General features: G+C 62.0%; 33 protein-coding genes. 6 read left to right on the plus strand and 27 right to left on the minus strand.

All coding sequences use genetic code 11. From position 1 onward, the window contains the following. Positions 1-2: 2 nt before the first annotated feature. Positions 3-353 (plus strand): PilZ domain-containing protein, encoded by a 351-nt coding sequence (locus JM946_RS12520; protein ID WP_129648570.1) that lies wholly within the window; start codon positions 3-5, stop codon positions 351-353. 40 nt (positions 354-393) lie between these two features. On the opposite strand, the gene JM946_RS12525 is transcribed toward JM946_RS12520, so the two are convergent. The 3 genes from JM946_RS12525 to JM946_RS12535 all read right to left on the minus strand — a co-directional run bounded on the left by JM946_RS12525 (position 394) and on the right by JM946_RS12535 (position 4,368). Next, complete coding sequence (locus tag JM946_RS12525) at positions 394-1,458, minus strand: cyclic nucleotide-binding domain-containing protein (protein WP_203167618.1); 1,065 nt, start codon at positions 1,456-1,458, stop codon at positions 394-396. 103 nt (positions 1,459-1,561) lie between these two features. Continuing rightward, positions 1,562-3,601 (minus strand): 3-hydroxyacyl-CoA dehydrogenase NAD-binding domain-containing protein, encoded by a 2,040-nt coding sequence (locus JM946_RS12530; protein ID WP_203167619.1) that lies wholly within the window; start codon positions 3,599-3,601, stop codon positions 1,562-1,564. Between the two features lie 8 nt (positions 3,602-3,609). Further along, positions 3,610-4,368: an endonuclease/exonuclease/phosphatase family protein gene (locus tag JM946_RS12535; protein WP_203167620.1), complete on the minus strand. Its 759-nt coding sequence runs from the start codon at positions 4,366-4,368 to the stop codon at positions 3,610-3,612. Positions 4,369-4,486: 118 nt separating this feature from the next. On the opposite strand from JM946_RS12535, the gene JM946_RS12540 reads away from it, so the two are divergent. Beyond that, positions 4,487-4,945, plus strand: a complete 459-nt coding sequence (locus JM946_RS12540) for a TIR domain-containing protein (protein WP_203167621.1) — start codon at positions 4,487-4,489, stop codon at positions 4,943-4,945. 25 nt (positions 4,946-4,970) lie between these two features. On the opposite strand, the gene JM946_RS12545 is transcribed toward JM946_RS12540, so the two are convergent. Next, positions 4,971-5,309 carry a hypothetical protein gene (locus JM946_RS12545; RefSeq protein ID WP_203167622.1) on the minus strand — a complete coding sequence of 113 codons (339 nt, stop codon included), beginning with the start codon at positions 5,307-5,309 and terminating at the stop codon, positions 4,971-4,973. 348 nt (positions 5,310-5,657) lie between these two features. On the opposite strand from JM946_RS12545, the gene JM946_RS12550 reads away from it, so the two are divergent. Next, complete coding sequence (locus JM946_RS12550) at positions 5,658-5,924, plus strand: DksA/TraR family C4-type zinc finger protein (RefSeq protein WP_203167623.1); 267 nt, start codon at positions 5,658-5,660, stop codon at positions 5,922-5,924. A gap of 32 nt (positions 5,925-5,956) precedes the next feature. Here JM946_RS12550 and JM946_RS12555 read toward each other — a convergent pair whose 3' ends face one another. The 5 genes from JM946_RS12555 to JM946_RS12575 all read right to left on the minus strand — a co-directional run bounded on the left by JM946_RS12555 (position 5,957) and on the right by JM946_RS12575 (position 11,455). Further along, positions 5,957-7,312, minus strand: a complete 1,356-nt coding sequence (locus JM946_RS12555) for an alkaline phosphatase family protein (RefSeq protein ID WP_203167624.1) — start codon at positions 7,310-7,312, stop codon at positions 5,957-5,959. Positions 7,313-7,482: 170 nt separating this feature from the next. Then, entirely contained in the window at positions 7,483-9,177 is a 1,695-nt protein-coding gene (locus JM946_RS12560; RefSeq protein WP_203167625.1) for an OFA family MFS transporter, read from the minus strand. Between the two features lie 37 nt (positions 9,178-9,214). Further along, positions 9,215-9,862 (minus strand): hypothetical protein, encoded by a 648-nt coding sequence (locus JM946_RS12565; protein ID WP_218042775.1) that lies wholly within the window; start codon positions 9,860-9,862, stop codon positions 9,215-9,217. A 146-nt stretch (positions 9,863-10,008) separates the two neighbouring features. Next, positions 10,009-10,518 (minus strand): response regulator, encoded by a 510-nt coding sequence (locus JM946_RS12570; protein WP_203167627.1) that lies wholly within the window; start codon positions 10,516-10,518, stop codon positions 10,009-10,011. Positions 10,519-10,729: 211 nt separating this feature from the next. Then, positions 10,730-11,455, minus strand: coding sequence for a DUF899 family protein (locus tag JM946_RS12575; RefSeq protein WP_203167628.1), 726 nt, complete (start codon positions 11,453-11,455; stop codon positions 10,730-10,732). Positions 11,456-11,783: 328 nt separating this feature from the next. Here JM946_RS12575 and JM946_RS12580 point away from each other — a divergent pair, with 328 nt between their 5' ends. Further along, positions 11,784-12,539, plus strand: a complete 756-nt coding sequence (locus JM946_RS12580) for a glycine zipper 2TM domain-containing protein (protein WP_203167629.1) — start codon at positions 11,784-11,786, stop codon at positions 12,537-12,539. 91 nt (positions 12,540-12,630) lie between these two features. Here JM946_RS12580 and JM946_RS12585 read toward each other — a convergent pair whose 3' ends face one another. Further along, entirely contained in the window at positions 12,631-13,002 is a 372-nt protein-coding gene (locus tag JM946_RS12585; protein WP_203167630.1) for a UrcA family protein, read from the minus strand. 687 nt (positions 13,003-13,689) lie between these two features. Between JM946_RS12585 and JM946_RS12590 the strand changes: the two genes are divergently transcribed. After that, entirely contained in the window at positions 13,690-14,211 is a 522-nt protein-coding gene (locus tag JM946_RS12590; RefSeq protein ID WP_203167631.1) for a DUF3653 domain-containing protein, read from the plus strand. On the opposite strand, the gene JM946_RS29990 is transcribed toward JM946_RS12590, so the two are convergent. Continuing rightward, entirely contained in the window at positions 14,208-14,501 is a 294-nt protein-coding gene (locus JM946_RS29990; protein WP_218042779.1) for a hypothetical protein, read from the minus strand. The genes JM946_RS12590 and JM946_RS29990 overlap by 4 nt on opposite strands. Positions 14,502-14,661: 160 nt before the next feature. Here JM946_RS29990 and JM946_RS12595 point away from each other — a divergent pair, with 160 nt between their 5' ends. After that, entirely contained in the window at positions 14,662-15,147 is a 486-nt protein-coding gene (locus JM946_RS12595; RefSeq protein WP_203167632.1) for a sigma-70 family RNA polymerase sigma factor, read from the plus strand. A 367-nt stretch (positions 15,148-15,514) separates the two neighbouring features. On the opposite strand, the gene JM946_RS12600 is transcribed toward JM946_RS12595, so the two are convergent. The 16 genes from JM946_RS12600 to JM946_RS12675 form a co-directional block, all read right to left on the minus strand. Next, the gene (locus JM946_RS12600; protein WP_203167633.1) at positions 15,515-15,730 is read right to left on the minus strand and encodes a hypothetical protein; all 216 of its coding nucleotides are present in this window, start codon (positions 15,728-15,730) and stop codon (positions 15,515-15,517) included. 2 nt (positions 15,731-15,732) lie between these two features. Next, positions 15,733-15,921: a hypothetical protein gene (locus JM946_RS12605; RefSeq protein ID WP_203167634.1), complete on the minus strand. Its 189-nt coding sequence runs from the start codon at positions 15,919-15,921 to the stop codon at positions 15,733-15,735. Beyond that, positions 15,918-16,283, minus strand: a complete 366-nt coding sequence (locus JM946_RS12610) for a hypothetical protein (protein WP_203167635.1) — start codon at positions 16,281-16,283, stop codon at positions 15,918-15,920. Before JM946_RS12610 ends, JM946_RS12605 begins: the two co-directional genes overlap by 4 nt. Before the next feature lie 23 nt (positions 16,284-16,306). Beyond that, positions 16,307-16,903: a lytic transglycosylase domain-containing protein gene (locus JM946_RS31250; protein ID WP_218042781.1), complete on the minus strand. Its 597-nt coding sequence runs from the start codon at positions 16,901-16,903 to the stop codon at positions 16,307-16,309. Position 16,904: 1 nt separating this feature from the next. Next, positions 16,905-17,450, minus strand: a complete 546-nt coding sequence (locus tag JM946_RS12620; protein ID WP_203167637.1) for a hypothetical protein — start codon at positions 17,448-17,450, stop codon at positions 16,905-16,907. After that, positions 17,450-18,034 (minus strand): hypothetical protein, encoded by a 585-nt coding sequence (locus JM946_RS12625; protein WP_203167638.1) that lies wholly within the window; start codon positions 18,032-18,034, stop codon positions 17,450-17,452. Before JM946_RS12625 ends, JM946_RS12620 begins: the two co-directional genes overlap by 1 nt. Next, complete coding sequence (locus JM946_RS12630) at positions 18,031-18,621, minus strand: hypothetical protein (protein WP_203167639.1); 591 nt, start codon at positions 18,619-18,621, stop codon at positions 18,031-18,033. Before JM946_RS12630 ends, JM946_RS12625 begins: the two co-directional genes overlap by 4 nt. Next, the gene (locus JM946_RS12635; protein WP_203167640.1) at positions 18,608-18,979 is read right to left on the minus strand and encodes a hypothetical protein; all 372 of its coding nucleotides are present in this window, start codon (positions 18,977-18,979) and stop codon (positions 18,608-18,610) included. Before JM946_RS12635 ends, JM946_RS12630 begins: the two co-directional genes overlap by 14 nt. A gap of 3 nt (positions 18,980-18,982) precedes the next feature. Continuing rightward, complete coding sequence (locus tag JM946_RS12640; protein ID WP_203167641.1) at positions 18,983-19,225, minus strand: hypothetical protein; 243 nt, start codon at positions 19,223-19,225, stop codon at positions 18,983-18,985. Continuing rightward, on the minus strand, positions 19,222-19,509 hold the full coding sequence (locus JM946_RS12645; protein ID WP_203167642.1) for a hypothetical protein: 288 nt from the start codon (positions 19,507-19,509) through the stop codon (positions 19,222-19,224). The genes JM946_RS12640 and JM946_RS12645 overlap by 4 nt, the downstream gene beginning before the upstream one ends. 6 nt (positions 19,510-19,515) lie before the next feature. Beyond that, positions 19,516-20,364, minus strand: coding sequence for a major capsid protein P2 (locus tag JM946_RS12650; protein ID WP_203167643.1), 849 nt, complete (start codon positions 20,362-20,364; stop codon positions 19,516-19,518). Positions 20,365-20,701: 337 nt separating this feature from the next. Next, on the minus strand, positions 20,702-21,358 hold the full coding sequence (locus tag JM946_RS12655; RefSeq protein ID WP_203167644.1) for a hypothetical protein: 657 nt from the start codon (positions 21,356-21,358) through the stop codon (positions 20,702-20,704). Next, positions 21,336-21,767, minus strand: a complete 432-nt coding sequence (locus JM946_RS12660) for a hypothetical protein (protein ID WP_203167645.1) — start codon at positions 21,765-21,767, stop codon at positions 21,336-21,338. The genes JM946_RS12655 and JM946_RS12660 overlap by 23 nt, the downstream gene beginning before the upstream one ends. A gap of 4 nt (positions 21,768-21,771) precedes the next feature. Beyond that, positions 21,772-22,140, minus strand: coding sequence for a hypothetical protein (locus JM946_RS12665; RefSeq protein ID WP_203167646.1), 369 nt, complete (start codon positions 22,138-22,140; stop codon positions 21,772-21,774). A 280-nt stretch (positions 22,141-22,420) separates the two neighbouring features. Further along, positions 22,421-23,779, minus strand: coding sequence for a replication endonuclease (locus tag JM946_RS12670; protein ID WP_203167647.1), 1,359 nt, complete (start codon positions 23,777-23,779; stop codon positions 22,421-22,423). Positions 23,780-24,178: 399 nt separating this feature from the next. Then, a complete protein-coding gene (locus JM946_RS12675) occupies positions 24,179-24,514 on the minus strand; it encodes a hypothetical protein (RefSeq protein WP_203167648.1) in 336 nt (111 codons plus the stop codon). Positions 24,515-24,648: the final 134 nt, after the last annotated feature.

The raw sequence follows: 24,648 nt of genomic DNA on the forward strand, positions 1-24,648 counted from the left end.
TAATGCGTCAACCCAGCAGCAAGCCCGGCTTGCTGACGCTGACAATCAAGGACAAGAGCGCCTTGTACCTGGCGTACATGCCGTTCGTGAAGAACGGCGGCCTGTTCATTCCGACCAACAGCAACTATCGGCTCGGCGACGAAGTGTTCATGCTGCTGAACCTGATGGGCGAGGACGAGAAGCTGCCGGTCGCCGGCCGCGTGATCTGGATGACGCCCAAGGGCGCGCAGGGCAAACGCACCGCCGGTATCGGCGTGCAGTTCAGCGAACAGGATCGTGGCAACACCCAGCGCAAGATCGAAAGCTATCTGGCCGGCGCGCTAGGCGGCGATAAACCGACGCACACGATGTAGTCGAAGATCGGCGCGGCCCTGACGTTTCACATTCGCAGCGCTAACGTTTGATATCCGCGGCGCTGAGGCCGCCCTTCAATACAGACGCATTCAAATCCCGCTCGGCGAGAATGTAAGCCGCGGCGGAGCTGCGACGTCCCGTGTCGCAGACCACCACGTAGTGCAAGCTCGGATCCAGCGATTTCAACTTCAGCCGAATGAAATACAGCGGCAGATTGATCGCGCCTTGCATGTGGTAGTTGTCGAACTCGCTCGGCAGCCGCACGTCCAGCCATTTGCCGCCCTGGACGATGATCTTCTGTGCCTGCTCGAACGTCACCCACTGCAGCATCGGCTCGTTGAGCAGTTTGCGGAAATCGTCTTTCGCAAGGCGCATCAGCGCGCCGTCGGTGAGCATGGTGATGGTGGCGTTGCGCTTGGCGTCCGCGATCAGCGCTTCTTCGCCGAAGGTGTCGCCCATGCCGAGCTCGGCGAGCTTGATGCCGGCTTTGTTCAACGGCGTCTCGCGCGTCACCAGGCATTTGCCCTTGACGATCACATAGAAATAATCGCCGTCGTCGCCTTGTTTGATGATGATGTCGCCGGCCTTGGCGTCGAGGCGCTGCATGCGCATGAAGATGGCCTGGATGTTGGCCGGCGGAATGCGATGGAACGCCTTGGTCTGCAGCAACGTGGTCATCCAGTCGTCGTTGTCGGCGGCTGGCTGATCGCCGCTCGAGCTCAGCTCGCTCACTTCGTACGAGCCGGTCTGATCCCAGGTGAGCATCATGTCCAGCATGTCGCTGTCCATGGCCATGAACTCGACACGATCGGAGACGGCGCGGGCGCTGTAGCGGCGGGGGGTGAAAGGGGCGATGGGATTGCGGGCTTCAGGAGAGCCGCCCCGCACAATGGTGACAGAGCGATCTTCGTGCAGCAGCTCCAGGGCGCCGCTCACCAGATAATACGTACGTTTGTCGCTATCGCCTTCCTTGAATAAATAGCGCCCCCCGGGCAGCTCGCGCAGTACCGTCTTGCGCGCCAACGACTGCAGATTCTCGGACTTTAATCCGTCGAGGGGGGAAAATGACCGAAGCAGGCCAATGTCGAGCGGCTTGCTCTCCATGTGTCTCCAGTGTCGAGGGGTACCAGTTGCGCCGACAACGTTCGGAGCTGCCAGGAATGGTAGCACAGCCGATCTGGCGTCACGGCGGCGCTACCAGGGGCGATCAGCGCAATAATTCCCAACCTTCGTCCGGAGCAAAGCGGTCACCATGGACGCTTTGTAACTCTTGTAAGCGTGCGATGACGGCGTCGATGCCGCGATCGCGGGCGTATTGCAGAGGGCCGCCGCGGAACGGCGCGAAACCTGCGCCAAAGATCACGCCGGCATCGATCAGATCCGGATCTTCTACGATGCGTTGCCGCAGCACGGCCACGGCTTCGTTGATGAGCGGCAGCAGCAGCCGATCCTGCAGATCATCCGGCGCGCTCTGGCCCGTGTACGGCGGCTTCACCGGCTTGTCGTTCTGCCAGACGTAGAAACCTTCACCGGTCTTCTTGCCAAATTTTTTCTGTGAGAAGGGCGTGGCCAGCACTGGCGGCACGTCGGTTCCGGTTGCGAAGAAAACTTTTCCTACACTCATGACCACATCGAGACCGACCACATCGGCCAGCTCGATCGGCCCCATCGGCATGCCGAACTCCTCTGCCGCGCGATCGATCAGCGCCAGCGGAATGCCTTCCTGCGCGGCGCGCACGGCCTCGCTCAGGTAGGGCATCAGCACCCGGTTCACGAGGAACCCCGGCGCGCTCCGGCACGGAATCGCCAGCTTGTCGATCTGTCGCGCGAAGCCCAAGCCCGCCTGCACCTGTTTGGGATCGGTGTTCTGCGCCTGAATCACTTCGACCAACGGCATGCGCGCAACGGGATTGAAGAAGTGCAAGCCGACCAGCCGCTCGGGTTGCGCGAGTTTCTCGGCCAATTGTTCCAGCACGATGCTGGAGGTGTTGGTGGCGAGCACCGCATTCGGTTTCAGTTGCGGCTCGATGCGGGCGTACAGCTCGCGCTTGGCCTCGAGGTTTTCAAAGATGGCTTCGATCACCAGATCCGCGCGCGGGACGCCTTCGCCTGCAACGTCCGCTTTCAGACGGCCGAGCACTTCATCGCGCTTGGCTTGATCCGGATAACGTTTCTCGAAGAACTTGCGAGCCCGCTCCAGCGCGGGCGCGACGAATTTTTCTTCGCGATCCTGCAATGTCACGCTCAGGCCGCGGGCCGCACACCAACTCGCAATGTCTCCGCCCATCACCCCTGCGCCGATGACGTGCACATGTTTGATCGGCTCGCCGGCGCCTTTGCCGGTGGATTTGAGCCGCTCCTGCAAAAAGAACACACGCACCAGATTGCGCGAGGTCGGCGTGCACAGCAGGTGCGCCATCGAGCGTGCCTCGGCTTCATACGCGCGCTCGCCGGAGGCGCCGTATTCCTGCCACAGCTCGATCAGTTTGTATGGAGCGGGGTAGTGATCCGGGCGCACGCGACGCGCGACCTGTGAGCGCATCTGGCCTGCGAGAATCGGCCGGACGAGGCCCAGGTTGAGCAGGCGATCCTTCAGCGACGGTGTCTTCAAAGCCGGCGGATTCAACGCCACCTGTCGTGCCACCGCATGCAACTCGGCGGCAGGCGCGAGCCTGTCGACCAGGTTCATCTGCAGTGCCTGCTTGGGTCGTACGTTGCGGCCCGTGAGCATCAGATCCATCGCGGCGATGGGGCCGGCAAGCTGCACGGCGCGCACGGTTCCGCCCAGCCCCGGATGTACGCCGAGCTGGACTTCGGGAAAGCCGAGCGTCACCGACGGATCGTCGGCGGCGACGCGGTAGCGGCAGGCGAGCGCGACTTCCAATCCACCGCCGAGCGCGAAGCCGTTGATGGCCGCGACGGTGACGCAGCGGAGCGCGGCGAGCTTGTCGATCACGTGCTGGCCCTGGCGAATCATCTGATACGCCTGGTCCGGCGAGGCGAGCCCGACGAAGCCCTTGATGTCGGCGCCAGCGATGAATCCGTTCTTGGCCGAGGTCACGATCAGCGCCTTGGGCGGCGTGCGCGTGAGCGTGGTGAGGATGGCGTCGAGCTCCTCCATCACCTCGCGCGACAGGCTGTTCACCGCCGCGTTGGCTTTGTCGATGATCAGCCAGGCGACGCCATCGGCTTCGGTCTGCAAACGCCAGTGCAGGGCGCCGTGATCGGCGACAGAAGGAGTATCCATATTGTTCTTCAGGTTCGCGGTCGGATGTTGAAATCGCAGATCAGCGGCCGGTGGTCGGAGAACCGCACGTCCGGCACATCGAATTGAGTGACCTCGATGCCGTTGGAGTACAGCACGAAATCCAGCTCCTTGCGGGGCCGGTGGCTCGGGTAGGAGGGCAGGCCGAGCCGATTGGCGCTCTTCAGGCCCGAAGCTTCCATGAACAGATAGATCTCATGATCGCCCCAAAAGGTGTTGAAGTCGCCGGCCACGATCACCGGCTTGCTGGCCCGCTTCACCAGTTCGTGCAGGTGTCGCAGCTGGTCGTGGCGATGGCGGAACTTCAGCGACAGGTGCACCAGAAAGATGGCGCACTCCTCTAGCTCCAGCTCGATGATCAGCCGCTTGATGCCGGTCTCGAAATAGTGGAAGCGCTCGCCCTCGACGCGCGGGGCGGCGAGGAACGCGTTGCCCTGTTTGCGCACGATGGGCATCAGCTGGTTGATCGAGGCCGTCCCGTATTTGCACTGGTAGGTGGAGTAGTGGCCGAGCGAGTCGGCGATCTGCTTGGCCTGGTTGACCAGTCCCGAGCGGATCGAGCCGGTGTCGATCTCGATCAGCCCGACCAGGTCGGGATCGAGCGATTTGAGCCACTGAGTGATGCCGTTCAGGACCTTGGAGTTGCTCCGGAGGTAGCCCGCGCCTGGCACCGGCAGGTGGAAGGCCGGGCCGAAACCGGTGGCGTACCGGATGTTGTACAGGACGAAGCGCATCTTGTTCGCGGGCACTCAACTCGTCAGCTTAGATCATGGACATGGGGGCGTCATGATCGAAAGGCAGGGGCCGCATTCTACAGCAGCATTATGGATTAGAATGGCCCCTCCAACGCGGCGGGAGCCAGCAAGAGTGGGCAGCATTTCTCAACACGATCCGGTGCGGCTGTTCGTCAGCCATGCGTTCGAGCCCTCGGACGATTATCACCGGGTGTTCGAGTACCTGGAGAGTTCGCACAACTTCTACTACCGCAACTGTAGCAACCCGGAGTTCGCCACCAGTTCGCGCGAAGCCATGAAGGAAGAATTGCGCAAGCAGATCAACCTGGCCGAGGTGGTGATCGTGCCGGCCGCCCTGTACGTGCGGCATCGGGAGCTGATCGATTTTCAGCTCAATTGCGCCAAGGGGCTGGAGAAGCCGGTGATCGTGCTGGAGAAGTTCGGGGTCAAGGAGAAGGTGCCGGTGCAGCTGGAGGCGCTCGGCGATGAGATCATCGAATGGAACGAGCGCTCCATCGCGGACGCCATCCGGCGTCAGGCCCGTCACGAGGACACGGCCCGCTGGGACGTGATCGACTTCAAGCTCGACTGAGGCGCGTCCGTGCGGTCGCGCCGGGCTAGTCCTCGCCGACCGCGCGCAATTTCGGTGCACGCTGGGCCGCCTGCAGGCGCGCCAGCACCCCAAGCATGCCGACGATGCGCACCGCGCAGCCCCCAGCTTCCGAATCGGACATCTTGCGCACCGTGGCCTGAATGGCCGTCTCGCCCTTCATGGGGCGGACACAACACATACTGCTGGACAGGGAATTGAATTCGTCGCGGATCTCCCGCGGCAGCTCGTCTTCTTCCAGATCCGCCAGGTGCTCCCGGAAGGCCTCGGCCAGGCGATGCTTGATCGGCCCGGCGGAGGCGAGCACCAGTGTCGCCGCGAAAAAATGCTCCCAGGCGCTGCTCATTCAACTGACTCCGCAATGGGTTAGCCGCTGATGGCGCCAAGGATCACGTCGATCGTTCGTGCAACAACAACGGCGAGCGATAGCTGAGAAATACGTGGGTCGCCGCGCCGGCATTTCTCCCGTCCGCTCAAGCGACTAGAGCCGGAATATACTCCAGCGACTTCGAAAGGCAACGGCCCGGCGACGGTTTTTTGGCGATGCGATTGATATTGCCGGCAAATGTGGTCGCATTGCTTAGGTAGTGCTCGCCAGCAGCTCAGCACGATGCGCAACCGGACCGCTTGAGCGGTTTAGACTATGCCCTCATATCAGTGCATCGGAAGTGGTGGGCCAGCCAACGAGGTGACCATGGCGACGGGTTGGGCCGGCGACGGCGCCGTGCAGGATCAGATCGATGCGACCGTCAAAGACGCGGTGGAACGCGCCAAGAGCCAGCTGTCCGCTGGCCCCGGGCTGACTCATTGCGCGCATTGTGGCGCCGGGATTCCTGAAGCCCGGCGCAGGGCGCTGCCCGGCGTGCGCCTGTGCGTTCCCTGCCAGGAAGCCGAAGACAAAGACAACGCAGCCTTCACCGGCTACAACCGGCGCGGCAGTAAGGACAGTCAGCTGCGCTGATCGGAAACATCGAAGTCATAAGGGCGCTTGGGTCAGGCGCTGTGCAAAGCCAGGATCTCGTCGAACTGCGTGCGCACCTGGGTGAGCGCGATATGCTCGACTTCCGCATTCGCCACGCCTGAAGGCAGCGCCACCCACAACACGCCGTCGGGATGATGTTTGGCGCTGGTGGTGGTCGGCATGAGCAGAAAATGATCGTGGAAGTTCGCAGTCAGGCCGTTCACGGACGTGAAGCGCGTATGCGGCCTGACTTCGCCGGAGAACACGCCACAGCCGATGATGAACGCCCGGCCATCGAAGCCGCGGAGCTTGAACAGCGTGTGACCTTCGCTGGTCCTCACCTCTCTGAGCACCGCCTGCGCGAGCTCCGCATCCGCCGGATCGTTGTAATGAAGGCGCGCTTCCTCGGCCATGATCTGTTCGACGCGCGCGTTGGCCGGCGCGCCGATCGCGTCCAGCAGCCGCTTGAAGTCTTTCGGCAGGAACATGGCTTTGCCACCGCGTTCCTCGTAGTCGAGCATGGGCTGCTGGCTCAGCGCCGTGCATAGCACGATGGCGGTGTCGGAGCCGGCGATGGCGAGCGCCTTGCCGATCAACTCGTCCAGTCCTTGATAGCCGTAACGGATCGCCTTGCTGTAATTGCGCAGCTCGGTCGCATCCGGTCGCAGTGAAAACGCGTCCGGATCGTGGTGTCGCCAATATTTGTGTTGATAGTGAGCCGTGGCGTTGGAAAAGAACACGCCGATGCGCGGCCGACGCTCGCTGCGCCAGAAGTGTGCAAAGACATCCCAACACAGTTTGTCCAGCAGGCTGGCGCGGCGCCATTTCACATCGTGGCTGCCGATGCGTTCGGAGATCAGTTGCCGCGCCAGCGCGATGCAGGTGCCGGCGCTCATCCCGTGTCCCACGAGATAACGCAACGCGTCCAGCGCGACTTTTCTATCAAACCCCGATGAGCGGGCATGTGTGTTCACCGCGCTGCGGACGAATCGATAGAACGGCTCGATCTCGGAGGAAGGCGTTTGTGAGGCAGCCCAGGGATCCGGCATGAAAATGGAGCCGTCAGTGCGATTGAACCGCACATTCATGGGGCACATCAGCAGTACGTTGTCCGATGACATGCGGTCCCAGAACGCCTCGTGCTGCAGCTTGCCTGCTTCGTCGAGATCGAGAATGCCGTGCTGATCCAGTGGCACGCCGGTGTGCACCGTGACCCACTGGATCCACGGCTCGAGCACCGATTCGTTGGTGTGCGTGATGTAAGCGCGGGAGCGTTGGCGTAGACGTTTGAAGTTGGGCAGGGCGCCTTCGGCCATGAATCGATCGATGAGACTCGGGCACAGCTCGTTCAGCTCGAGCAACAGCAAACGTTGAGCGGGCGCTGCCATGAAGATCCTCCAGGCCAGTGGATGGAATCGAATGTTTGCTCGTGCCCGTTCGGGCGCGGCATACATACTACGATGCGTCCTCGACCGCAACGTCAGTAAACCGCTATGTCACTCCATGTCACTCAGGAGAGACATTGTAGGACCTACACGCGAGGGCTCGTTCGTAACTTTTATTGGAACAGTGCGAGCGACTTGCTCAACGTGATCCACACGCCCCAGCCGAGAGGAATCGCCACCGCCGTCCAGGCGATGACGAGCAACACGGGATGACTCGTTGCCATCGCCGCGCCACCGGGAATGGCGCTGTGCGGCTGCGCCGGGGTGGGTTGGTGCGTGGGGGTTTGCTCGTGGGCCTGGGCTCGCTCGGCCGCGAGTTGCGCATCGGTCATGAAGTGATGTTCCTTCACCGGTCGCACCAGCAGATTGCAGATCAATCCGCCGAGCAGCATGGCGGCGAGCACGTACATGGTGATGTTATATGCCTGATCTGCAGGCACACCGCGCGCCAGCTGGAATTCGCGGATGTAGTTCACCACGACTGGTCCCACGATGCCCGCCACCGACCACGCGGTGAGCAAGCGACCATGGATCGCGCCCACGTGTTGCGTCCCGAACAGATCGGCTAGATATGCCGGAATGGTTGCAAAGCCGCCGCCATACATGGTGAGAATGATGCAGAAGAGGGTGACGAAGATCGCAACCCGCCCCGCTTCTCCCGCGAGCGGCGCGCTGATGTACAGCGCGATGCCGAGCAGGAAGAAGATCATGTATGTGAACTTGCGGCCGATCACGTCAGAGAACGACGCCCACAAAATGCGGCCGGCGATGTTGAACAGTGACAACAGGCCGGCGAACGCCGCGGCGATCGTGGCCACCTGGGCCCGTTGATCCGCCGCCAGATCGGCAAGCCGCTCTGGAGCGCCGATCAGTTTTCCGCCGAAGACTTCCTGGAGCATGGGCGAAGCCATGCCGATCACGCCGATGCCCGCGCTCACGTTCAGGCACAACAGTCCCCACAGCAGCCAGAACTGCGGCGTGCGTACGGCCTCGTTGACGTGCACGTGACGGGATGTCATCAGACGATGATTGTTCGCGGCGGCCGGCACGTGGCCGGATGGGCGCCATCCGGGCGGCGGCAGGCGATAGCCGAACGCGCCGAGCATCATGGCGATGAAATAGATGATTCCCAGCACCACGAATGTTTGCCACACGCCGACGGTGGTCGGCCCTGCAAACACGTTCATCAGCCGATCCGCAAGCGGCGCGCCGATCATGGCGCCGCCGCCGAATCCCATGATGGCAAGGCCCGTCGCCATGCCACGGCGATCCGGAAACCATTTGATGAGGGTCGAGACCGGAGAGATATAGCCCAATCCCAGGCCGATGCCGCCGATCACGCCGGAGCCCAGCCAGATCAGCCATATTTGATGGGTGTAGACGCCGAGCGCGGCCACGAACAATCCGCCGCTCCAGCACAGGGCCGCGACCACGCCGGCCTGTCGTGGACCGGCGCGTTCCAGCCAATGCCCGAACAATGCCGCGGACGAACCGAGCAGGACGAAGAACAGCGTGTAGGTCCAGCCGAGCATCGAGACCGGCCAGTCGCAGCGCGTGGAGGTGATGAGCGCGACAAACCCGACGTTCTCGCAGGTCGCCGGCTGATCGATGCCCACCGCTCGCGCTAGCGGCAGCCAGAACACGCTGAAGCCGTAGGCCATGCCGATCGATAAATGAATCGCCAGGGCCGCCGGCGGCACGAGCCACCGATTGAATCCGGGTGTCGCGATGGTTCTGCGTTTATCGAGCAGACCGGCCGGGTGACTGGCGGCTCCCGGCAGAGTGTCGGCGCCAACGGTGGTGGCCATGGATCCCCCGCGCTGTCGATGGCTGAAGCGTCGTCATTCAACGAGCGCTGTCTGGCTCGGGCAAGGAGGGTACATGTTGTCGCTGCGAGTGCCGATCATCAAGTGCCGGCACCGAGCTGCGGTCGCGTTCCGGATCGTCCATGTGCTCGAACAGGTCGCCATTGGCTGGAGGCTTGGCGCCGAAGCCGCAGCCGAAAAATCCCAGACCGATGGCGCAACGCTCACCCAGTCGGATGTAGGGCAGGCCGCCGCTGAAGCCCACCCGCGGCTCTTCCGGATTCCACTCGAACTTGTGCTCTCGACGCGTGCACGGCGGCAGGAACGAGTCGGGTTTCTCAGACGGATCGCACTTGCGGGCTTCCTGCCGGATCGCCTTGTTCACAGCATCTGAAGCCGCTTGTGTCGCCTGGGTGCGCCAGTCGATCGCGGGCGTTTCGGTTGAGGGCGTGACCGCGGGTGTATTCGCAGACTCACCCGCATCTATTGGCGCGATGGCGGTCGGAGGTTGCACCACCGCTGGCTGAAGTGCGAGCGAGGGTTGCGGTTCTGTGACAGCAAGTCGGGGTACTTCCTCGATGAAGAACAGCGTGGGGTTTCGATGCACCGACGCTCGCGTGATCACCCGCCCGTAATCGCGCATCAGCAGCGCCAGCAGAAACAAGCCATGCAGGGTAAGCACGGCCACGATGACCAGCCCCTGCCTCCCGTGTTCGTTCCATCCCATGCACCGTCCATCATGTCGCGATCCCCGGGACTGGGACTACGAAAAGCGACTTTTGCTCCGCCTGCGACGTGTCGCTGGCTGCTTTGTTCCACAGATCGATCGGGCGATCAGTCGGCGGCCTGCAGAACGGCAGGGAAGAGGCGTCGCGTCCAACGATCGTGATTGCTAACGATGGGAGCTTCTTTCGCGGGAGGTAAAGCCCACGGCAGCCAATGCCCCACGCAGCCTCTCAGGACTGCGCAATAGCGTTGAAAGTCGCAAGGCTCGGTGAGATACGCGTCGGCGTCGAAGCGATCGTGGCGACGGTACTTGCGGATATCGGCCTCGAGGCCAAACAGCACGACTGGGATCCTGCACGTGGAAGGATGAGCTCGCATCAGATCGAGCACACACAGGCCGCTCACGTTGTTCATCCCCAACGTTAGCAACGTAAGCCTCGGGCTTCCCGGTGCTCGACCCCGATACTCGCCGGTCGCGAACAGATATTCCACCGCTTCGGCGCCTGATTGAAGCAACAAGACTCGTGCGCGCGGCGCGACCAGCTCCAATGCGACCATCGTGATCTGCGAATCCAGCGGGCGGTCATTGACGACCAGGATGTCAGGGTGAGAGAGCATCGCGCTTCCCGGCGTGGAAGAGGGTGCTTCAAGAATGGAGCGGGTCCCGACGAAGTTCCTGCGGATTCAGTCTCGATCTGTGTCGCCGATCGCTGACGCATTCGTGCGTGCTCGAGCTCATCTGACACGAGCACGAATGATTGTGAGGAAAGGTTCCAGGCGCACCTGCGCGGTTTGCGATGGTGCGCGCGTCGAGCCATTCGATACTTCATCAGAACAGGTTATCTGAGTACCCGGCCTTCAGACGGGGCCACTGTGGGGTGGGGCGTCCATCCGTGCTCATTCCTTCCGGCGCTTGTGGCCAGCCCGAAGGCGAGTCCTCCCACTCCTGCTGTCGTCCGTAAACGGTCAAGTCGAGCAGCCGATAATTGTTGTCCATGGCTTCAACACCGCGGCGCGTGGTCCAGTACGTCTCGAAGACCTCTGACCCTCGGCGCAGATAGCAGATGAGATACATCGTGCGCATCGGACGTCCAGCCAACAGAGTCTGGAGCGATGCCTCGGGGGGCGAGTACCAGGGCAGCTCCCAACCCATGAAGTTGCGATATCGCACGCTCTCTTCGTACGGGCCCTGGCAGAACGTTGCGTAAGTGACATCTTTCGCGTGCAGGGTGGACAGCTCGCGAACCTGCGCGGTGAAGAACGTGCATCCTTCGCATTGCTTCGACGCAGGACGGCCGGTGTACCACATGAAGTAGTAAGCGATGAGCAACCGGCGCCCCTCGAACGCATCGAGCAACGTCACCAGGCCCCGTTCACCCACCAGCGGCGTGGCGCCATCGACTTTCACCATCGGCAGCCGGCGGCGCGCAGCCGCGATTGCGTCGCCTTCTTTCGTGTGCGCCTTCTCCCGGGTTCGCAACGCGTCCACTCGTGCTTGAAACGTAGCGCGATCGACGACTTCAGGAGTCGCGGAATCTACTTTGTGTAACGACATGTTCGTCTCCTCTTGAGCTCACTCGGCAGGGACCACAACGACTGCACGAACAGATGTACAGCAGGTGTGAGGTCGAACGAGAGTGACAACCGTGTCGGGATTTCCGGTGTGACAATTCAACACCTACACGGATATGTGCAGCGAAAGGTTCCGGGCTGAGGGATCAACGCTGACAGACCGTATATAGAGGCGCCGCTCAGCTACAATGAGCGTCGTGAGCCGCATCATTCCATGGTCGTGCTCAGTAAGTCTCCGAGCCGGTTCCGAATCCATACGATTGGATCTCTGGCCTTGTTCGTAATGTCGACTCCGAACAGAGAGTTATTTGATGATGCAAATCTCTTCATCCAAGCCAGCGCGCGTCCTTGCCATTGCAACGCTCGCATCAGCACTGTTTGCAACACCTCCGGTGTTCGCCGATCCGCACAAACATGAATCTGGACATGGCCGCGGCCATGGACGCGAGCCAAAGGTGGAGGTTCACGACAACGGCAAGGAATACAAGTACGAGTACAAGGATCGCCGCTGCAAATATGAGTACAAGCTGAACTACCGCACTGGTGAAGAGAAGATCGAGCAAAAGGGAGATTGCCGTGGAGTGTCGCCGCGGCGGGCTATCTACTACCCGGACGTTGATGTGTATCACGAGGACGACTATGACGTTGTGCCGCGCTCATCACGACGGATTGCGTGCAATCGTGACGTCATTGGCGCCGTCATCGGCGGCGTTGTTGGTGGAGTCGCCGGCTCGAACGTGGGTAGTGGTGACGGAAGAAAGGTTGCGACAGTGGCCGGCGCCGTCATCGGCGCTGTGATCGGTGGCAACATCGGCCGCCGCATGGATCGTGCCGACGACGGTTGCGCGTATCAGGCGTTTGAGTTTGCCTCGCCGGGTGAAACAGTCTTCTGGCGGAATCCTGATTCTCAGGTCGAGTACGGCATTACTCCTGATCGGCTCGCGCGTCGTAGAGACGGTCGCGAGTGCCGTGATTACAAGGTTTCCGTAGCCGGTGGCGGTATCAGCCCGAAAACCACATCAGGTGTGGCTTGCCGGGATTCCAAGGGCGCTTGGGAGATCCAATAGCAGATAATCGTGCGCGAGCCCGGGCGCTAAGCATTGCGTCTGCTGTGGGCGGCAGCCACACCGCTTGGTCGTGGCTGCCAGCCCATTCGACTCAGTGCCCCGCATGCTGGAGTCGCGCCAGCGACAACACCGGCGCATCGACCGAATCAATGGCGCGCGCGATCGCATCCTCGCGGCAGTCCTTGTACGCCCTCTCAACACGGCGAGACAAAAACGTATAGGCGGGATGCCGCTGCGGGTCGCCGCCGCATGCGCGGTAGGCCGCCTTCTTAATCCGCGCGAGCAAGATCTCGGCATCGGCTTTTCGGGACAGGTCGAGATCGGCGTATGACACGCGCTCTGTCCCGACCAACCGCAGCGCTGACGACGGTTGCCAGGCGTGCGCCGCAGGTTGCACGGCGAACAACAACACCGCGGCTGATGCGGGGCACATAACTCGTAGCGATTCGAACAGGCGCTTCATGATCAGATCTCCTGAGATTGGGATGGCTCGCGTACTCTCAGGTCCGCCCGTTCGAAAGGCGTGATTCCGGCCGTGATAGGAGCGTGAATCTCTGACCGTCCCGAATGGGCAGTCTTTATAGGTGCTGGCGCTAGCGCGCAGCCGATGCCCAGGACGTATCGTTAGCGCGCCGGATCCCCGCCAGCGACCATCAGTGTTCGTGATGAGCGTGCAGTGGAAGGCATCTACGAATCGAGCCCAGCGATGATCGACTCCAACGCCTTCAGCGTCGCCGGCGTCTGCGGCTGAGAAGGCTTCGGCGCTTTTTTCGGGGTCAGTGCATCGAAGTGGACATGGATCTTAAGGAGCGAACACATTGGGTGAGCGCGTTTATCGGAGTTTTGGGCCTAGCTGAGTGCAAGCTGGCAATTAGGACGCCAGGCTCATCAGCCGCCAGTCAGCCGATACCGCTTTGGGAGTCATTCGGAAAATGACATAATACACATTATGCGCTCGGGGGAACCCCGATATTCTGCCGTTTGTAAGGCATTGTTTTAAGGGCTTTTCCCTGGCCGATTGTAAGAATTGCACCGAAACCGACGTTAAGTTTTTCCTTACGACGGACCCTTACTCACCGCACCGCACAAAGCCTGATTTTCGGTGCAGGACGGTTCCAAGCCTCCCCGCCCCCTACGTAGGCTCCACCCGATGAAGCAGGGGAAGCTGGCCGCCGGGCAAGCCGGGGCGGACGACGTTGCGTTCTGGACGCGACCGGAGCGCAAACCACTACCACGGCCACCGAAGCCTTACCGGGCACAGACCACGGCCGAGCGCGATGCAGATGAACTCTTCGGTGGATTCCCCACCGATGTGATCGCTGACGCCATGGGCGTTGACCTCACCACGGCCCGGCGCTGGCGCAGGGGCGCGACGCCGATCCCGCCGATCGCCCGGCGGCTTGCCCAAGTCATGTTGCACGGCGACCTCGGAGCCATTCACGCGGGATGGAAGGACTGGTATCTCAAGCGTGACGGAATGCTCGTCGGCCCGGATGGCTGGGCGTTCCGCGCCGGTGAGATCCTGTCCCTACCGCTGCTGCAGCAGTGCAACCGGGGACTGGAGCAAACGATAGAGCGCCTGCGACGCGTAGAGATTCAGGCCGATTGGGTCAGCGGCCAATACGTCGAACCGCGCCCAGCGGCCCAGGAATGCGCCTGCGACGACGATTAGCGCTTAGCCCGCGCACGTTGGAGCGGCGAACGCCTCAGAACAATTCGCCGCTCCACCTCTGCCATGATCGCCGCCGATGTGGTCCGTAGGGTGGCCGCATACGGGATCAGCTCTACCGCGTTCAGCATGCGCCGCCGATGCTCGACCAGATGGCAGAACGTTCTCGGCCTCTGCAGATCGGCTGACACTTCCCCTTGCGACTTCCCCGCTTTCTCGCGGGCCTCAATCAGCACTTCACACAAGATCACGTGGGCTTGCGAATTACGATAATTGGTTCTAGCGGCGGTCATCCTCAGACCCCTGGTTTTCATAGGGGTCGCGAGGATTAGGCACGCAGCGCGGTATTGAGAAATACGACTACACTGCGCGGGGCTGGCGCGGATGTGACGACCGGTCATACGAAGTAGACCCACCAGCGCCACGGAAAGAAAAAGGAAAGGGAGGCTACCGATGAAACGCTTTAAACCCCTTGGGCTGGCCGTGCAAGCAGCGATTCGCGGACGGAACTTTCACGAAGCATCGCCTTATGCGGCGGCAAACGCGGAGCGCAACGCCATCCGCGCCGCGCAGCGGGTTCTCGATGACATCTACAGGAATGTGCCTCTAGAGGTCGCCGGGTTGCACCTTCTTGGGCTCAATCAGACGGAGCGAGATGCACTGGCATACATGGCTCATAACGCGTTCGCGGGGAGAAACACGGCCATGGACCTTCTGGAGTACCCGGAGCCCACGCCCGCTGAGGTTGCCGCAATGCTTCAGGCCCGCGACGATCTTCCGTCAGAGGAACGAAAGGCACTCGATCTGTGGCACGAATCGCATGACCTCCAGGACGTGGCCCGACAGCTGGGAATTCCCGTTAGCACTGCGCAGAACCTTCTCGTCCGCTCGATTGCGCTTCTCAACGACGCAGCGCGGGCCGCCAGAGACGACACGTAAACGCTGTGGGAGCCAGCCTCAAGCGCGCCTTCTATCGGCGCGCTTTTTTTTGCCGGGCCTGAGCGCCAGCGCACACCCTCAGACGTTCTCCCCGGATACCATCGGCACCCCCTTGCCACGGAGGTTTGCCAAAGTGCGGAAACTGCTAGTGATTGGCTTGCTTATGCTGACCGGATGCGCCACCACGCCGGATGAGGCCGCGACAGAACGGTTTGAGACGTGCATGGACCGCACGCTGGCGACGTTCGGCCCGTTCCGATTCGGCGGCCCGGAGGCCCGCTTGAAGGCCGCCGAAATCTGCAAGGAGGTTATGCAGACGCAGCCGACACCGCCGACCAACTAGACGCCTGAGAGGGAGCCACCAGTTCTAGCGCGCCTTTTTCGGCGCGCTTTTTTTTGCCTGCTTTTTCCGCGCCTTTTTGGCCTTGATCCCCTTTCGGGATTTCGACCTGGTACCCCCCGCCGGCGCCGCCCCGGGCGCCATGGCTGCCATGGTCCGCGCCACCACCGGCATCGCGCGCGCTGCATCGGCGCTTGCGTTCGCCTGCGCCGCTAACATCATCGTCACACTTCGAATGGGCATGATCACTTTTCCTGCTGCATGTACCGCTGTAGCGCTTTCTCAAGGCGCGCAAGACGCTCGCCGATCTGCTGGCCGATATGTATCAAGGACGCGCCTGCGCGCCACACCACGACCGTCAGACCAATGAGCGCCGCATTTCCGCCGGACTGCAACCCGGCGACGAGCGCGCCTATCAGTTCCACCTCGTTCATCGAAGACTACTCGGGCGATCTTCCGGCCGCACCAGCCCACCGCGCGCGTCGAATGCGCGTTGATTCGGGTCTAGTGTGGCTTTGTTGAACACGTCATAGATCTGACCCTGTGCCCACTCCTTGGCATCCGCCGCCGTCCCGCCGATCCACGATCCAAGTTCACCCAGCACGCCGCCGGATGCGCGATTGAATATCGCGCCCAGCGTGCCGATACCGAATCCAACGCCCTCGTATGCCGTGCCCTCGGTGAGCGCATTGTTTCCGGTGACAGCACCACCGATGGCATCGGTAGCCGCCTTGACCGTTCGGTTCCCGAAGTAATACAGCAGCACGCCGCCGACGAGCACGCCGACGCCGATCATGCCGGCCTTTGTGTTTAGAACATTCACGCGACCACCCCGAATACGTCACTTGTCACGTCGCGCACATAGGCGAACGTTTCTTTGGGCCACGCGCTCTCATTGGTTGAGCGCGCCACGTTTCCTTCACCCCAGTTATAGGCCGCGAGCGCCAGTTCCCAGGAACCAAACTTATCGAACAATCGGCGCAGGAACTTCGCCGCGTAGGGAATCGCTTGCGCAGGATCCAACGCGCCCGCCTCCCCGAGCTCCGGGTGCCATCGCGGAATGATCTGCATGATCCCCACCGCGCCGGCGGACGAGCGCACCTTGCCGCTGATCACATCCGGCCGGAATCTCGATTCCTGCCACGCCACGCGCGCGAGCAACGGCCACGGTAGACCGTATTTCTGAGATGCGCTCTCTAGCATCGCCCTGTATGGCTCCCCCGAGGCCGGCAGCACCCAGGAACCCCCACCGATTCGCCGCACTGTCACCACCACCTCTTCGAGCAGTGATCCGGCCTCTTCGCCGATCTGCTCGATGGTCACGACGCCGCCCGGTGTCCGGCGCTGCGCACGTAGCACGACCCAGAGCCCCAGGGACGCGACGGCAGCCAACGGAACAACCAGCACAGCACGCACATCACGACCCCAAACAGATAAACGTCACATTGCGGTCAGAGCCCGTCGTAGCCGCATTGACGTTCACCGTGTACGACGTTGCCGAGATGCCATTTGTCCATACCGTTGCCTCAGACACGCCGTTAGTCGTGAACGTGCAGAACGGCGTCGACGCCCACACCCCCGGATCAAAGTTCAGCGTATATCGGCCCTGGTTCGTTCTGGTCACAGTCACACCAGTCGGCAACGACCCAGAAAAACACGTGCCGCCGGTTCCGCCGGACCAACAACCCGAGATGACCTTATCCCGATTGCCCACACCGGTGACGATCGGCTCCCCACCCGTCAGCACTGCGAGATCCGATGCATCGAGTTCAACGCCGCCGACTGACAGCGCGCCCGCCGAAATCGTCCCGCTTGCTGTGATGTTTCCCGGCGTCGACGGAGCCGGCGCATTGACGCCGAGCGATTGCAGCCGCAGCCGCGAAGGAACGCCGCCGACCTGCGCCAACGCGCCCACGGTGACTGTGATCGCGACCGCCGCGAATGCAATGAGAACGGAGCGCATCAATACAAATCCTCCTGAACCCACATCATCGCACTGGCCTCTGATACGCGAATGGCGTACACCGGGCCTGTGCCTTCGAACGTGTATGTCTGCCCTGGCGCGAGGCGAGCGCCCCGATTCACCGTGACACTAGCGCTGCTCACGCGCACGTAGGTTTCGGCATCGTCGAACAAGCCAACGGTGACTTTTCGGCGAGCCTCATTCTCGCCAATCAGCTGCACCGCGACTGCCGACGCGCCGACATCCACATCTGCCGGCGCATCGCCGAGCGAAGACGCTAACTGCTGCTCGAATATGCCAGTGGTCCGCCGGTAGTCGGTGAAATCTTCCGAGATGTCTTCGAATCCAATGAAGAAATCACACGTCGCGCCCGGCGTGCCGCTGATCGCGACCCGATCCCATGGCCTGATCAAACCTTTGACGAAACCCGCCTCCACGCCATCCGCCGTCGTGAACGACCCATCGCGCGTGAATTTCACATTGACTGGCGAGCCGGTTGCGACCAGCAGCAGGAAGTTTGCCGCATCCGGTACGACGATGACGCCGTTCGCCGGGATTGTTTCTTTCCGTAGTCCGCTGCTCATCTCATCCCGCCCTTGAACGCCTGAGAAATAAACACAATTGCCACGATCACACCGGCCGCGATCAGCGCATTATTCGCAATGCTTTGAACGCGCTCCGCATCCGAGCGCGACTGCTCGCGCGCGATTGCATTGATGTTCGTTAGTGATTCGCCGACCTGCTCTTGCCCGCGCTCCAACACGTTCGTCACCGCATCGAGCGAATCTTGAAAGACTCCGCGAATGAGTGAGCTTGAGTCGGACAGCACATCTCGACCGAAATTCAGTGTGGAATCCGCCGCCGTCAGGATTCGCTCGCCGCTCCGGTCGACAATTTCCGCGCCGTAATGGAACGCCTCCGAGCCAAACGAGAATGCATCGTCGACGGCTTGCGATATCAACTCGCGCGCGCCGCGCTGCGAGTCCTCGTTCGTCTGCAGCGCTTCAACGGCGATGTCCGCCGCCGTCGCAAGCGCGCCATGGTCCGTCACAGTGATGGTGTTTCCATCGCTCTGCGCGAGCGTGACGCCTTCGGTGTCTTGCAGGTTGAGATTCGTGACAACCGTGCTACTCGTCTGCGTCGTCTTCGGTTTGTTTTCACTGTGCGACATTGGCGACCTCGCACCTGTACACGTATCCGAGCAACTTCAACGGATACGAACGCAGCGCGCGCGCCATCGCACGCCGCGCAGTGAAGAAACGAACGCCGCGAAGGCCCTGCCCTTGCGCCGTTCGATATAGAACATCGGCGACCGCCGCCATGCCGCGACCGGCAAGACAGCAGACGATCAGTTCCCGCGATTCGGCGTCCACACACGTGACCAGCCACGCTTGCCCGCGCTCGATTTCCCATAGCTCGAGGCGACCGGCTTCGACGCCCGCGACGATGGCATCGCGATCTTCGCCGAGCGTATCGGCGAGCGCGGCTTCTGCCGCCGCGCTCCATGCCGTGTGTTTACAGATGTGCATGGATCAGCGCAGCAGATACAGCCCAAGCAGCACCGCGCCGGCGACCAGCGCCAGCGTTGTGATATCTACCCCTTGGGAGCCGCCGGTCTGAATGCCACCGAACCCGCCGTACTGCGGCGAGTAGCCAACCGGCCCGGAGCTTGCGGACGAACTCGCCGAGATATACCCGCCGCCGCCGCCGCCGCCGCCGCCGCCCCATCCGGTGTAGCCGGCGAACATATCCGCCACCCCAGGAATGTTTGTCACTTGCGCACCGCCAGCACGAGCAGACCGCCGACCACCACGGCCACGCCGATCAGCACGACCGGACTGTCGAGCAGACCGCGAGCGCGATCCGCTACGGACGGTTCCGGGGTTGGCGTCGCGGCGTATCGCACGACGCCATCCGTGCCCACGGTGGCCACGGTGTTTACGTCCAGCAGCCGACCGAGCGCCGGAGCCGCGACGGCCCCCAGAGCGCCGGTTAAGACGCCCCAAAGATCGCGACTGTAGGAGCCGAGGCCGCCGCTGGCATCCGGTTCGGTAATCATGGCGTGTTACCCGTCGAGCCCGGCCAACACGTCGGCCACCACGTCGAACGCGCCCGCGCCGGATGTCGACATGAGGATCTGCATGGGCACGAGACTGCCGCCGCCGGCGTCGTCGCGGATGGTGGTCAGCGTCTTATCGGCGTTGTCGTCTTCATCGGCGACGAAGCTGTAAACGTCGGTCTGCGGCACCCAACCCTTGTTTTTCAACAAGTCATTCTGCACCGACAGGGGAAGCTTCTCGAAGAAATCGAGACCGTCTCGCTTGATCGATAAATCCGTCACCAGAGGACTGAAGAAATGCAGCCGGCGCAGCCGCGCGCCCTTGGCTTGCCCGATGTTGATCGATTGCGGCTTGTCGACTTCCGCCGCCGATGGCGTCAACTGCTGACGGAGCAACTGACGGAACACGATGCGACCGGCCGGAGCCAGCAGACCGGGTGCCACCACATCCGCCCAAGCATCGATGGTGAATGGATCAGTAGCGCCGGTGATCTTCAGCGACACCTGCACCTTGCGAACCGCGAGCGCGGCGAAATCGGGACAGGACAGATACGCTTGCGCCAGATTGCGCGCGCGTTGGTTGTAGAACGGCAGGGTCAGCACCGTGACGCCTTCGTTCAGCACTTCGAACGCGTTCATCTTCACCAACTGCTCGCCGGTGACATCCCAGACGGTTTTCGTGCCGAACTTCACCTTCAACTCTTCGATGTCGTCCTTCACGAACGCACCGCCGACGCCCGGCGTGAAGTGCAAAACGATCTGCTCCAACGTGTTCGGCCAGATCACTTCGGTGATCATGCTGGCCGTGCGTCCATCGCCGACGTTCTCGAAAGGATCCAGTTTGATTCGCGGCATTGCTCAAAGACTCCCGACCGTCCGACGCACAGCGCGAACGTTGTTTGTTAGATACGTTGCCACGAGCGTGCCGAGCACTGCCGCAGCCACCAGAACTCCGAAATACTTCAGACCCTCCACGGGAATTCCCCCCGTGGATTACTTCTTCAGCGAGGCGATCGGATTCGGAAGCGTGGTAGCAATCCACACACCGAGCACCACCGTCGCCACGGGAAGAATGAACTTCAACGCGCTATTCACGATTCACACCTCAATTACGTTAGGGACCAATTGCACAGGCAATCAATCGCCTTTTAGGCGCGTCGCGACGAATGTTTCTAGTCGGGTCTAAGAGGGTCTAGCGGCTTCTAGATTGTTTCTTTTTCTTGCCGCCAGCGGGCGGCGCATTGAATCCGGCCCGCATGGTTCGATTCTTCAGTCGTTCGAGGTATTCCATCCGTTCATAGTCGAGCGCGAGCAGCCGTTCCTTGGACACTGGCATGTAGCGCGTCATGTACGCCGCATCTAGATCCGATCCCAACGCATGACAAACGATCCGCGTGGCGTTGCCCGCGAGGGTCTTATCGGATTCGGCCGGGCGCTGCGTGATTCCGTACACAGTGCAGCCGAGCTTGCGCGCCCACCGAAGCAACTCTCCCCATGCCTTTGGAGCCTTCGCCGGTGTAGAAACATCCGCCAACTCTTCTACAACGATTGTGCAAGGTTCTAGCTTCATCGCGCACAGCGCAACCCGGCAAAAACCCGTGAAACTTCTAGAATCGACCGGCCCAATGTAGGCCCACTGTCCCGGCTCTTTGGTCGACAGGACGCGCGCCAGTTCCGAGATACTTCGGACCGGTGTACAACCGCGTCCCCACCATTCGAGATGCGAATCCCAAACAATGAGGCGCGCGGCCGGCGCACAGGCCCGCATCGAGTACAGCGTCTTCCCGGAACCGGACGCGCCCGCGACGAGGATGAGTTCCCCGTCTTTACGCCGCACGCCGCTCTGCATCGTCTTCTGGTGGCGCGGCGCGCATCGGCTTCAGCTTGCCCGTTTCGAGATCCATGCGCCGCATGGCGACCGCCGTAAACGCGCCGGCGAGCGAACCGAGCGCCACCCACCGAGGGTCTAGATTGATCGTCGGGAAGCACACCTGCAGCGTCTGTGCGGTCTGCTCGTGAAGCATCTGCTTCTCTCCGGCGTCCAGCTCCCAATTCGGCGCGACGAGCTTGTCGAGAATCATAACGACGAGCCCGGCCGGTATGGTCCAGTCCATCGGCGCTGGCCCGCCCATCTCCGGTTGCGGCCCTGGTGCGCCCTGGTCGCCCGGTGGCGGCTGCTCGCCGGCAGCAATGTATTCGCCTTCTATCGCGCGCAGTTCGTCATGCACAGCGCTTTCATCAATCGGAATACCGCTCATTGCCTCACCACCACTTGAAAGGATTGGAAGACTCGGGCCGCTTCGGCTTCGGCTCCGGCGCCTGCGCGGGCTTCGGCTCCGGGTCCGGCGCGGGCGTGGGCGCGGGCGCTGGTTTCGGCGACGGCTTGCCATCCGGCCCGAAGAGTCGACCCAACTCCATCAGCCGTTGCTGTGCGCCGGGCGCATTCATGAGCAACGTTCCGCAGCCCCGATAACCCGTCGTCGGCGGACAGACGATGAAATGTTTCTTCGGATAAGCGGGCCGGCCCTTCCCATCCCCATCGGGATCCAACTTTGTCCGCGCCTCCGATGCATGCAGTTCCGCCGTGCGCTTGCACAGCGGGCAATCGATTTCCCCGACTGGCTCTTTCATCACTCGCCCCCTTGCACTGTTAGCAATCGGCACATGGTGCCATCCGCTCCCATGGTTCTAAGTAGCGCCGCCGTTTCCGGTCCGCATGCGCCGATCCGCTCTAACTGCGCCCGCGTTGGCGAAAATCCAATGGCCAAGCGTAACGTCAGCGCGCCGAGCCTATCGATTCGCGCCTCCAACTCATCGAGCGCCGTTCCTATCGCGATCAGATCCTTATCGATCCCGAACATCTTCGCCCTCGGATCCGACGCGCGACGTTGGATTGCGTCGCGCGCCGCTGCTAATGCATCAGCCATCTATCCTCACCTCTCGATTCGCGTACAGTTATTGACACGGGTCCAAGGGAAGGCACCGGAGCCGCCGCAACTACACCAGCAGAGCGCATTTCCGAATCCCAGGAACCGGGTCCACGCGCGGCCGGTGCCTTCCGTTGAATCCGCCAGCACTTCGTGCGCGTTCTAACTCGCACGGCCACCGACTGAACCCCCGCGATCTGCGGGCCGCGCAGTTCATCGTATTGATTCATCTCGCCGGTGACTTCGGTCCATGGCTGAATGTTTCCTTTCCTTCCGCGCTCGATTCCTCCAAGGGCAACGACAAATTGCGACCACTCGCCCGCGTCTGCCGCTGCGCGCGCTTCCCCCATTGCATCTGGCACGACAACATCACGGAGCCGTCGTAACTCACGCCACACCGTAACTTGTGGACCCCCGATCTGCTGGAACTGGCGAATTCCATGCGCAGACGCCCAAGCGCCCACCCGATGGCACGATTCCGCAGCCGTTTCACCTGACGTTTCATAGTCCTCTCCTACTTCGAAGCCATCGATATTTTTGCTCACGTACTTCGCGACATAGCCGCACGCTGACCCCTTGTGTGGATCAATGCGCTTGAACTTCGCGCGATGTTTCTTTGCGCCCGGCTCGTCCCGATATTCCGACAGCCAGTGACCACCGAGTACCGCGCGCACCGTGGCCACGTTTGTTTCTTTCATGAAGAGGACCATATGCCAATGTGGCGTGCCGTCATGATGCGGTTCGGCGACTCTGAATCCGTATATGAGTATTTTCAGCCGCGCCAGCTTGGCGCGAGCGCGCGCCCACATTTTGCACAGCCACTGCTGGCCATCTCGCGGCGCGAATCCCGCGAATCGTTCGTTGGGCGTTCCGTCCGCATGCGTCCGGTGGTACGCGGATGGACATGTCAGCGTGACGAACTCGGCGACATGCCCCGCGACCGCTGCGACCTCTTCGAAGCCACGCAAGCGCGTCATCAGCTCCGCGCGCCGGATTTCTGGATTGGCGTTACTTTTTTGCCGCACCTCCCAGAGTTCTAGCTGATCGCCGGCATCGCTGACCGCAACCAATTCCTTGAGCAGCGCTTCGGCCCGTTTGTTTCTTTTGCGCCGATGGATCACTGCCCGGTCGCTGGCGTACACCTGCCGCTGTCGATGCACGACACCGAGCAGCCGCAGATGCGTTTCCGCTGTGCGCGTGTACGCGCGCCGCATCTGCCGCCGCCACCAGTATTCGTCCTGCAGACGACGCACGACGCCGACCAGGGAGCACATCGGCCCGTCTTCCCCGTGTGTGCGCGCCTGCGGCGGTTCGATGCCCAAGGCGCGGGCATGCTCGATCATTGCGCTTACGCGATTGATGCGCAGACAGGTATCGGCCGCGCTGCGCGCGCGTTCCCTGATCGCATCTTCATCAAACGCGAGATTGATGCGCTCGCGCGTGGCTTGCTGCCACTGCGCCGATAGATCGAGATTGGCTTTCGCGGCCGGCGACAGGCCATCCGCGTGACGGATGCCCGGATACTTTGGGCCGCTGCTCGCGATGGAATACCACCGCGCGCGCACGTCGCCCTGCAGATCCTCCGGGAAGCGTGCGATCAGCCGTTCGGCCCACCGATCCGGCGGATCAGGCGCAAGTTCCATAGGGAATGTTTCCTAACGGTTCGGGGGGCGGGCGCTCGCCGCGCTTCTCTTGATGACTCGACTGACGCGAGCGCCCGAGCCCCCGACACCGGTCTCAGATCACGCCGCCACCACCAGCCGCACACTCAGATCCCGCATCGCTTGCTCGTAAGCGCGCTCCTGCTGCAGAAGGTCATACGCTTCCTGGGCCTTCTCGATTCGCCGACGCTGCAAATCCGCACGCTTGCGGATGGCGATACGCAACGCCTGAGCGCGCACCTTGTGAAAGATCACATCGACCTCTCTCATCTGCTCCGGCGTGAGCAGTTCATCGGCCGGAGCCCGACCGATCCGCTCCAGACAGGCCAGTTCCAATGGCGAGAGCAATTGCCGCGATGCTTGGGTGAGCGACTCCGCAGCCGCGTCGATAGCCGTAAACGTTTGCTGATTTCTCACAGGTATTCCTTCAGTCGCGATGTCGCCGCTGGACGTGGCGCGGCCCCCGTGAGCGCGACCTCGGAGCAGGACAGGGAGAGGAATGTTTCCTGTCGTCCTTGGGTGCCGCGCCACGTGGAAAACGCTACGCGCCG

Origin of the sequence: Steroidobacter gossypii, assembly GCF_016801985.1 — a bacterium.
Classification (GTDB): Bacteria; Pseudomonadota; Gammaproteobacteria; order Steroidobacterales; family Steroidobacteraceae; genus Steroidobacter; species Steroidobacter gossypii.

Excerpts from the sequence above, each read along its gene's own strand:
- JM946_RS12520 (WP_129648570.1), top strand. The coding sequence starts at position 3 with ATGCGTCAACCCAGCAGCAAGCCCGGCTTGCTGACGCTGACAATCAAG.
- JM946_RS12525 (WP_203167618.1), bottom strand. The coding sequence starts at position 1,458 with ATGGAGAGCAAGCCGCTCGACATTGGCCTGCTTCGGTCATTTTCCCCC.
- JM946_RS12530 (WP_203167619.1), bottom strand. The coding sequence starts at position 3,601 with ATGGATACTCCTTCTGTCGCCGATCACGGCGCCCTGCACTGGCGTTTG.
- JM946_RS12545 (WP_203167622.1), bottom strand. The coding sequence starts at position 5,309 with ATGAGCAGCGCCTGGGAGCATTTTTTCGCGGCGACACTGGTGCTCGCC.
- JM946_RS12550 (WP_203167623.1), top strand. The coding sequence starts at position 5,658 with ATGGCGACGGGTTGGGCCGGCGACGGCGCCGTGCAGGATCAGATCGAT.
- JM946_RS12555 (WP_203167624.1), bottom strand. The coding sequence starts at position 7,312 with ATGGCAGCGCCCGCTCAACGTTTGCTGTTGCTCGAGCTGAACGAGCTG.
- JM946_RS12560 (WP_203167625.1), bottom strand. The coding sequence starts at position 9,177 with ATGGCCACCACCGTTGGCGCCGACACTCTGCCGGGAGCCGCCAGTCAC.
- JM946_RS12570 (WP_203167627.1), bottom strand. The coding sequence starts at position 10,518 with ATGCTCTCTCACCCTGACATCCTGGTCGTCAATGACCGCCCGCTGGAT.
- JM946_RS12575 (WP_203167628.1), bottom strand. The coding sequence starts at position 11,455 with ATGTCGTTACACAAAGTAGATTCCGCGACTCCTGAAGTCGTCGATCGC.
- JM946_RS12580 (WP_203167629.1), top strand. The coding sequence starts at position 11,784 with ATGATGCAAATCTCTTCATCCAAGCCAGCGCGCGTCCTTGCCATTGCA.
- JM946_RS12585 (WP_203167630.1), bottom strand. The coding sequence starts at position 13,002 with ATGAAGCGCCTGTTCGAATCGCTACGAGTTATGTGCCCCGCATCAGCC.
- JM946_RS12590 (WP_203167631.1), top strand. The coding sequence starts at position 13,690 with ATGAAGCAGGGGAAGCTGGCCGCCGGGCAAGCCGGGGCGGACGACGTT.
- JM946_RS29990 (WP_218042779.1), bottom strand. The coding sequence starts at position 14,501 with ATGACCGCCGCTAGAACCAATTATCGTAATTCGCAAGCCCACGTGATC.
- JM946_RS12595 (WP_203167632.1), top strand. The coding sequence starts at position 14,662 with ATGAAACGCTTTAAACCCCTTGGGCTGGCCGTGCAAGCAGCGATTCGC.
- JM946_RS12600 (WP_203167633.1), bottom strand. The coding sequence starts at position 15,730 with ATGCCCATTCGAAGTGTGACGATGATGTTAGCGGCGCAGGCGAACGCA.
- JM946_RS12605 (WP_203167634.1), bottom strand. The coding sequence starts at position 15,921 with ATGAACGAGGTGGAACTGATAGGCGCGCTCGTCGCCGGGTTGCAGTCC.
- JM946_RS12610 (WP_203167635.1), bottom strand. The coding sequence starts at position 16,283 with ATGATCGGCGTCGGCGTGCTCGTCGGCGGCGTGCTGCTGTATTACTTC.
- JM946_RS12620 (WP_203167637.1), bottom strand. The coding sequence starts at position 17,450 with ATGCGCTCCGTTCTCATTGCATTCGCGGCGGTCGCGATCACAGTCACC.
- JM946_RS12625 (WP_203167638.1), bottom strand. The coding sequence starts at position 18,034 with ATGAGCAGCGGACTACGGAAAGAAACAATCCCGGCGAACGGCGTCATC.
- JM946_RS12630 (WP_203167639.1), bottom strand. The coding sequence starts at position 18,621 with ATGTCGCACAGTGAAAACAAACCGAAGACGACGCAGACGAGTAGCACG.
- JM946_RS12635 (WP_203167640.1), bottom strand. The coding sequence starts at position 18,979 with ATGCACATCTGTAAACACACGGCATGGAGCGCGGCGGCAGAAGCCGCG.
- JM946_RS12645 (WP_203167642.1), bottom strand. The coding sequence starts at position 19,509 with ATGATTACCGAACCGGATGCCAGCGGCGGCCTCGGCTCCTACAGTCGC.
- JM946_RS12650 (WP_203167643.1), bottom strand. The coding sequence starts at position 20,364 with ATGCCGCGAATCAAACTGGATCCTTTCGAGAACGTCGGCGATGGACGC.
- JM946_RS12655 (WP_203167644.1), bottom strand. The coding sequence starts at position 21,358 with ATGCAGAGCGGCGTGCGGCGTAAAGACGGGGAACTCATCCTCGTCGCG.
- JM946_RS12660 (WP_203167645.1), bottom strand. The coding sequence starts at position 21,767 with ATGAGCGGTATTCCGATTGATGAAAGCGCTGTGCATGACGAACTGCGC.
- JM946_RS12665 (WP_203167646.1), bottom strand. The coding sequence starts at position 22,140 with ATGAAAGAGCCAGTCGGGGAAATCGATTGCCCGCTGTGCAAGCGCACG.
- JM946_RS12670 (WP_203167647.1), bottom strand. The coding sequence starts at position 23,779 with ATGATCGAGCATGCCCGCGCCTTGGGCATCGAACCGCCGCAGGCGCGC.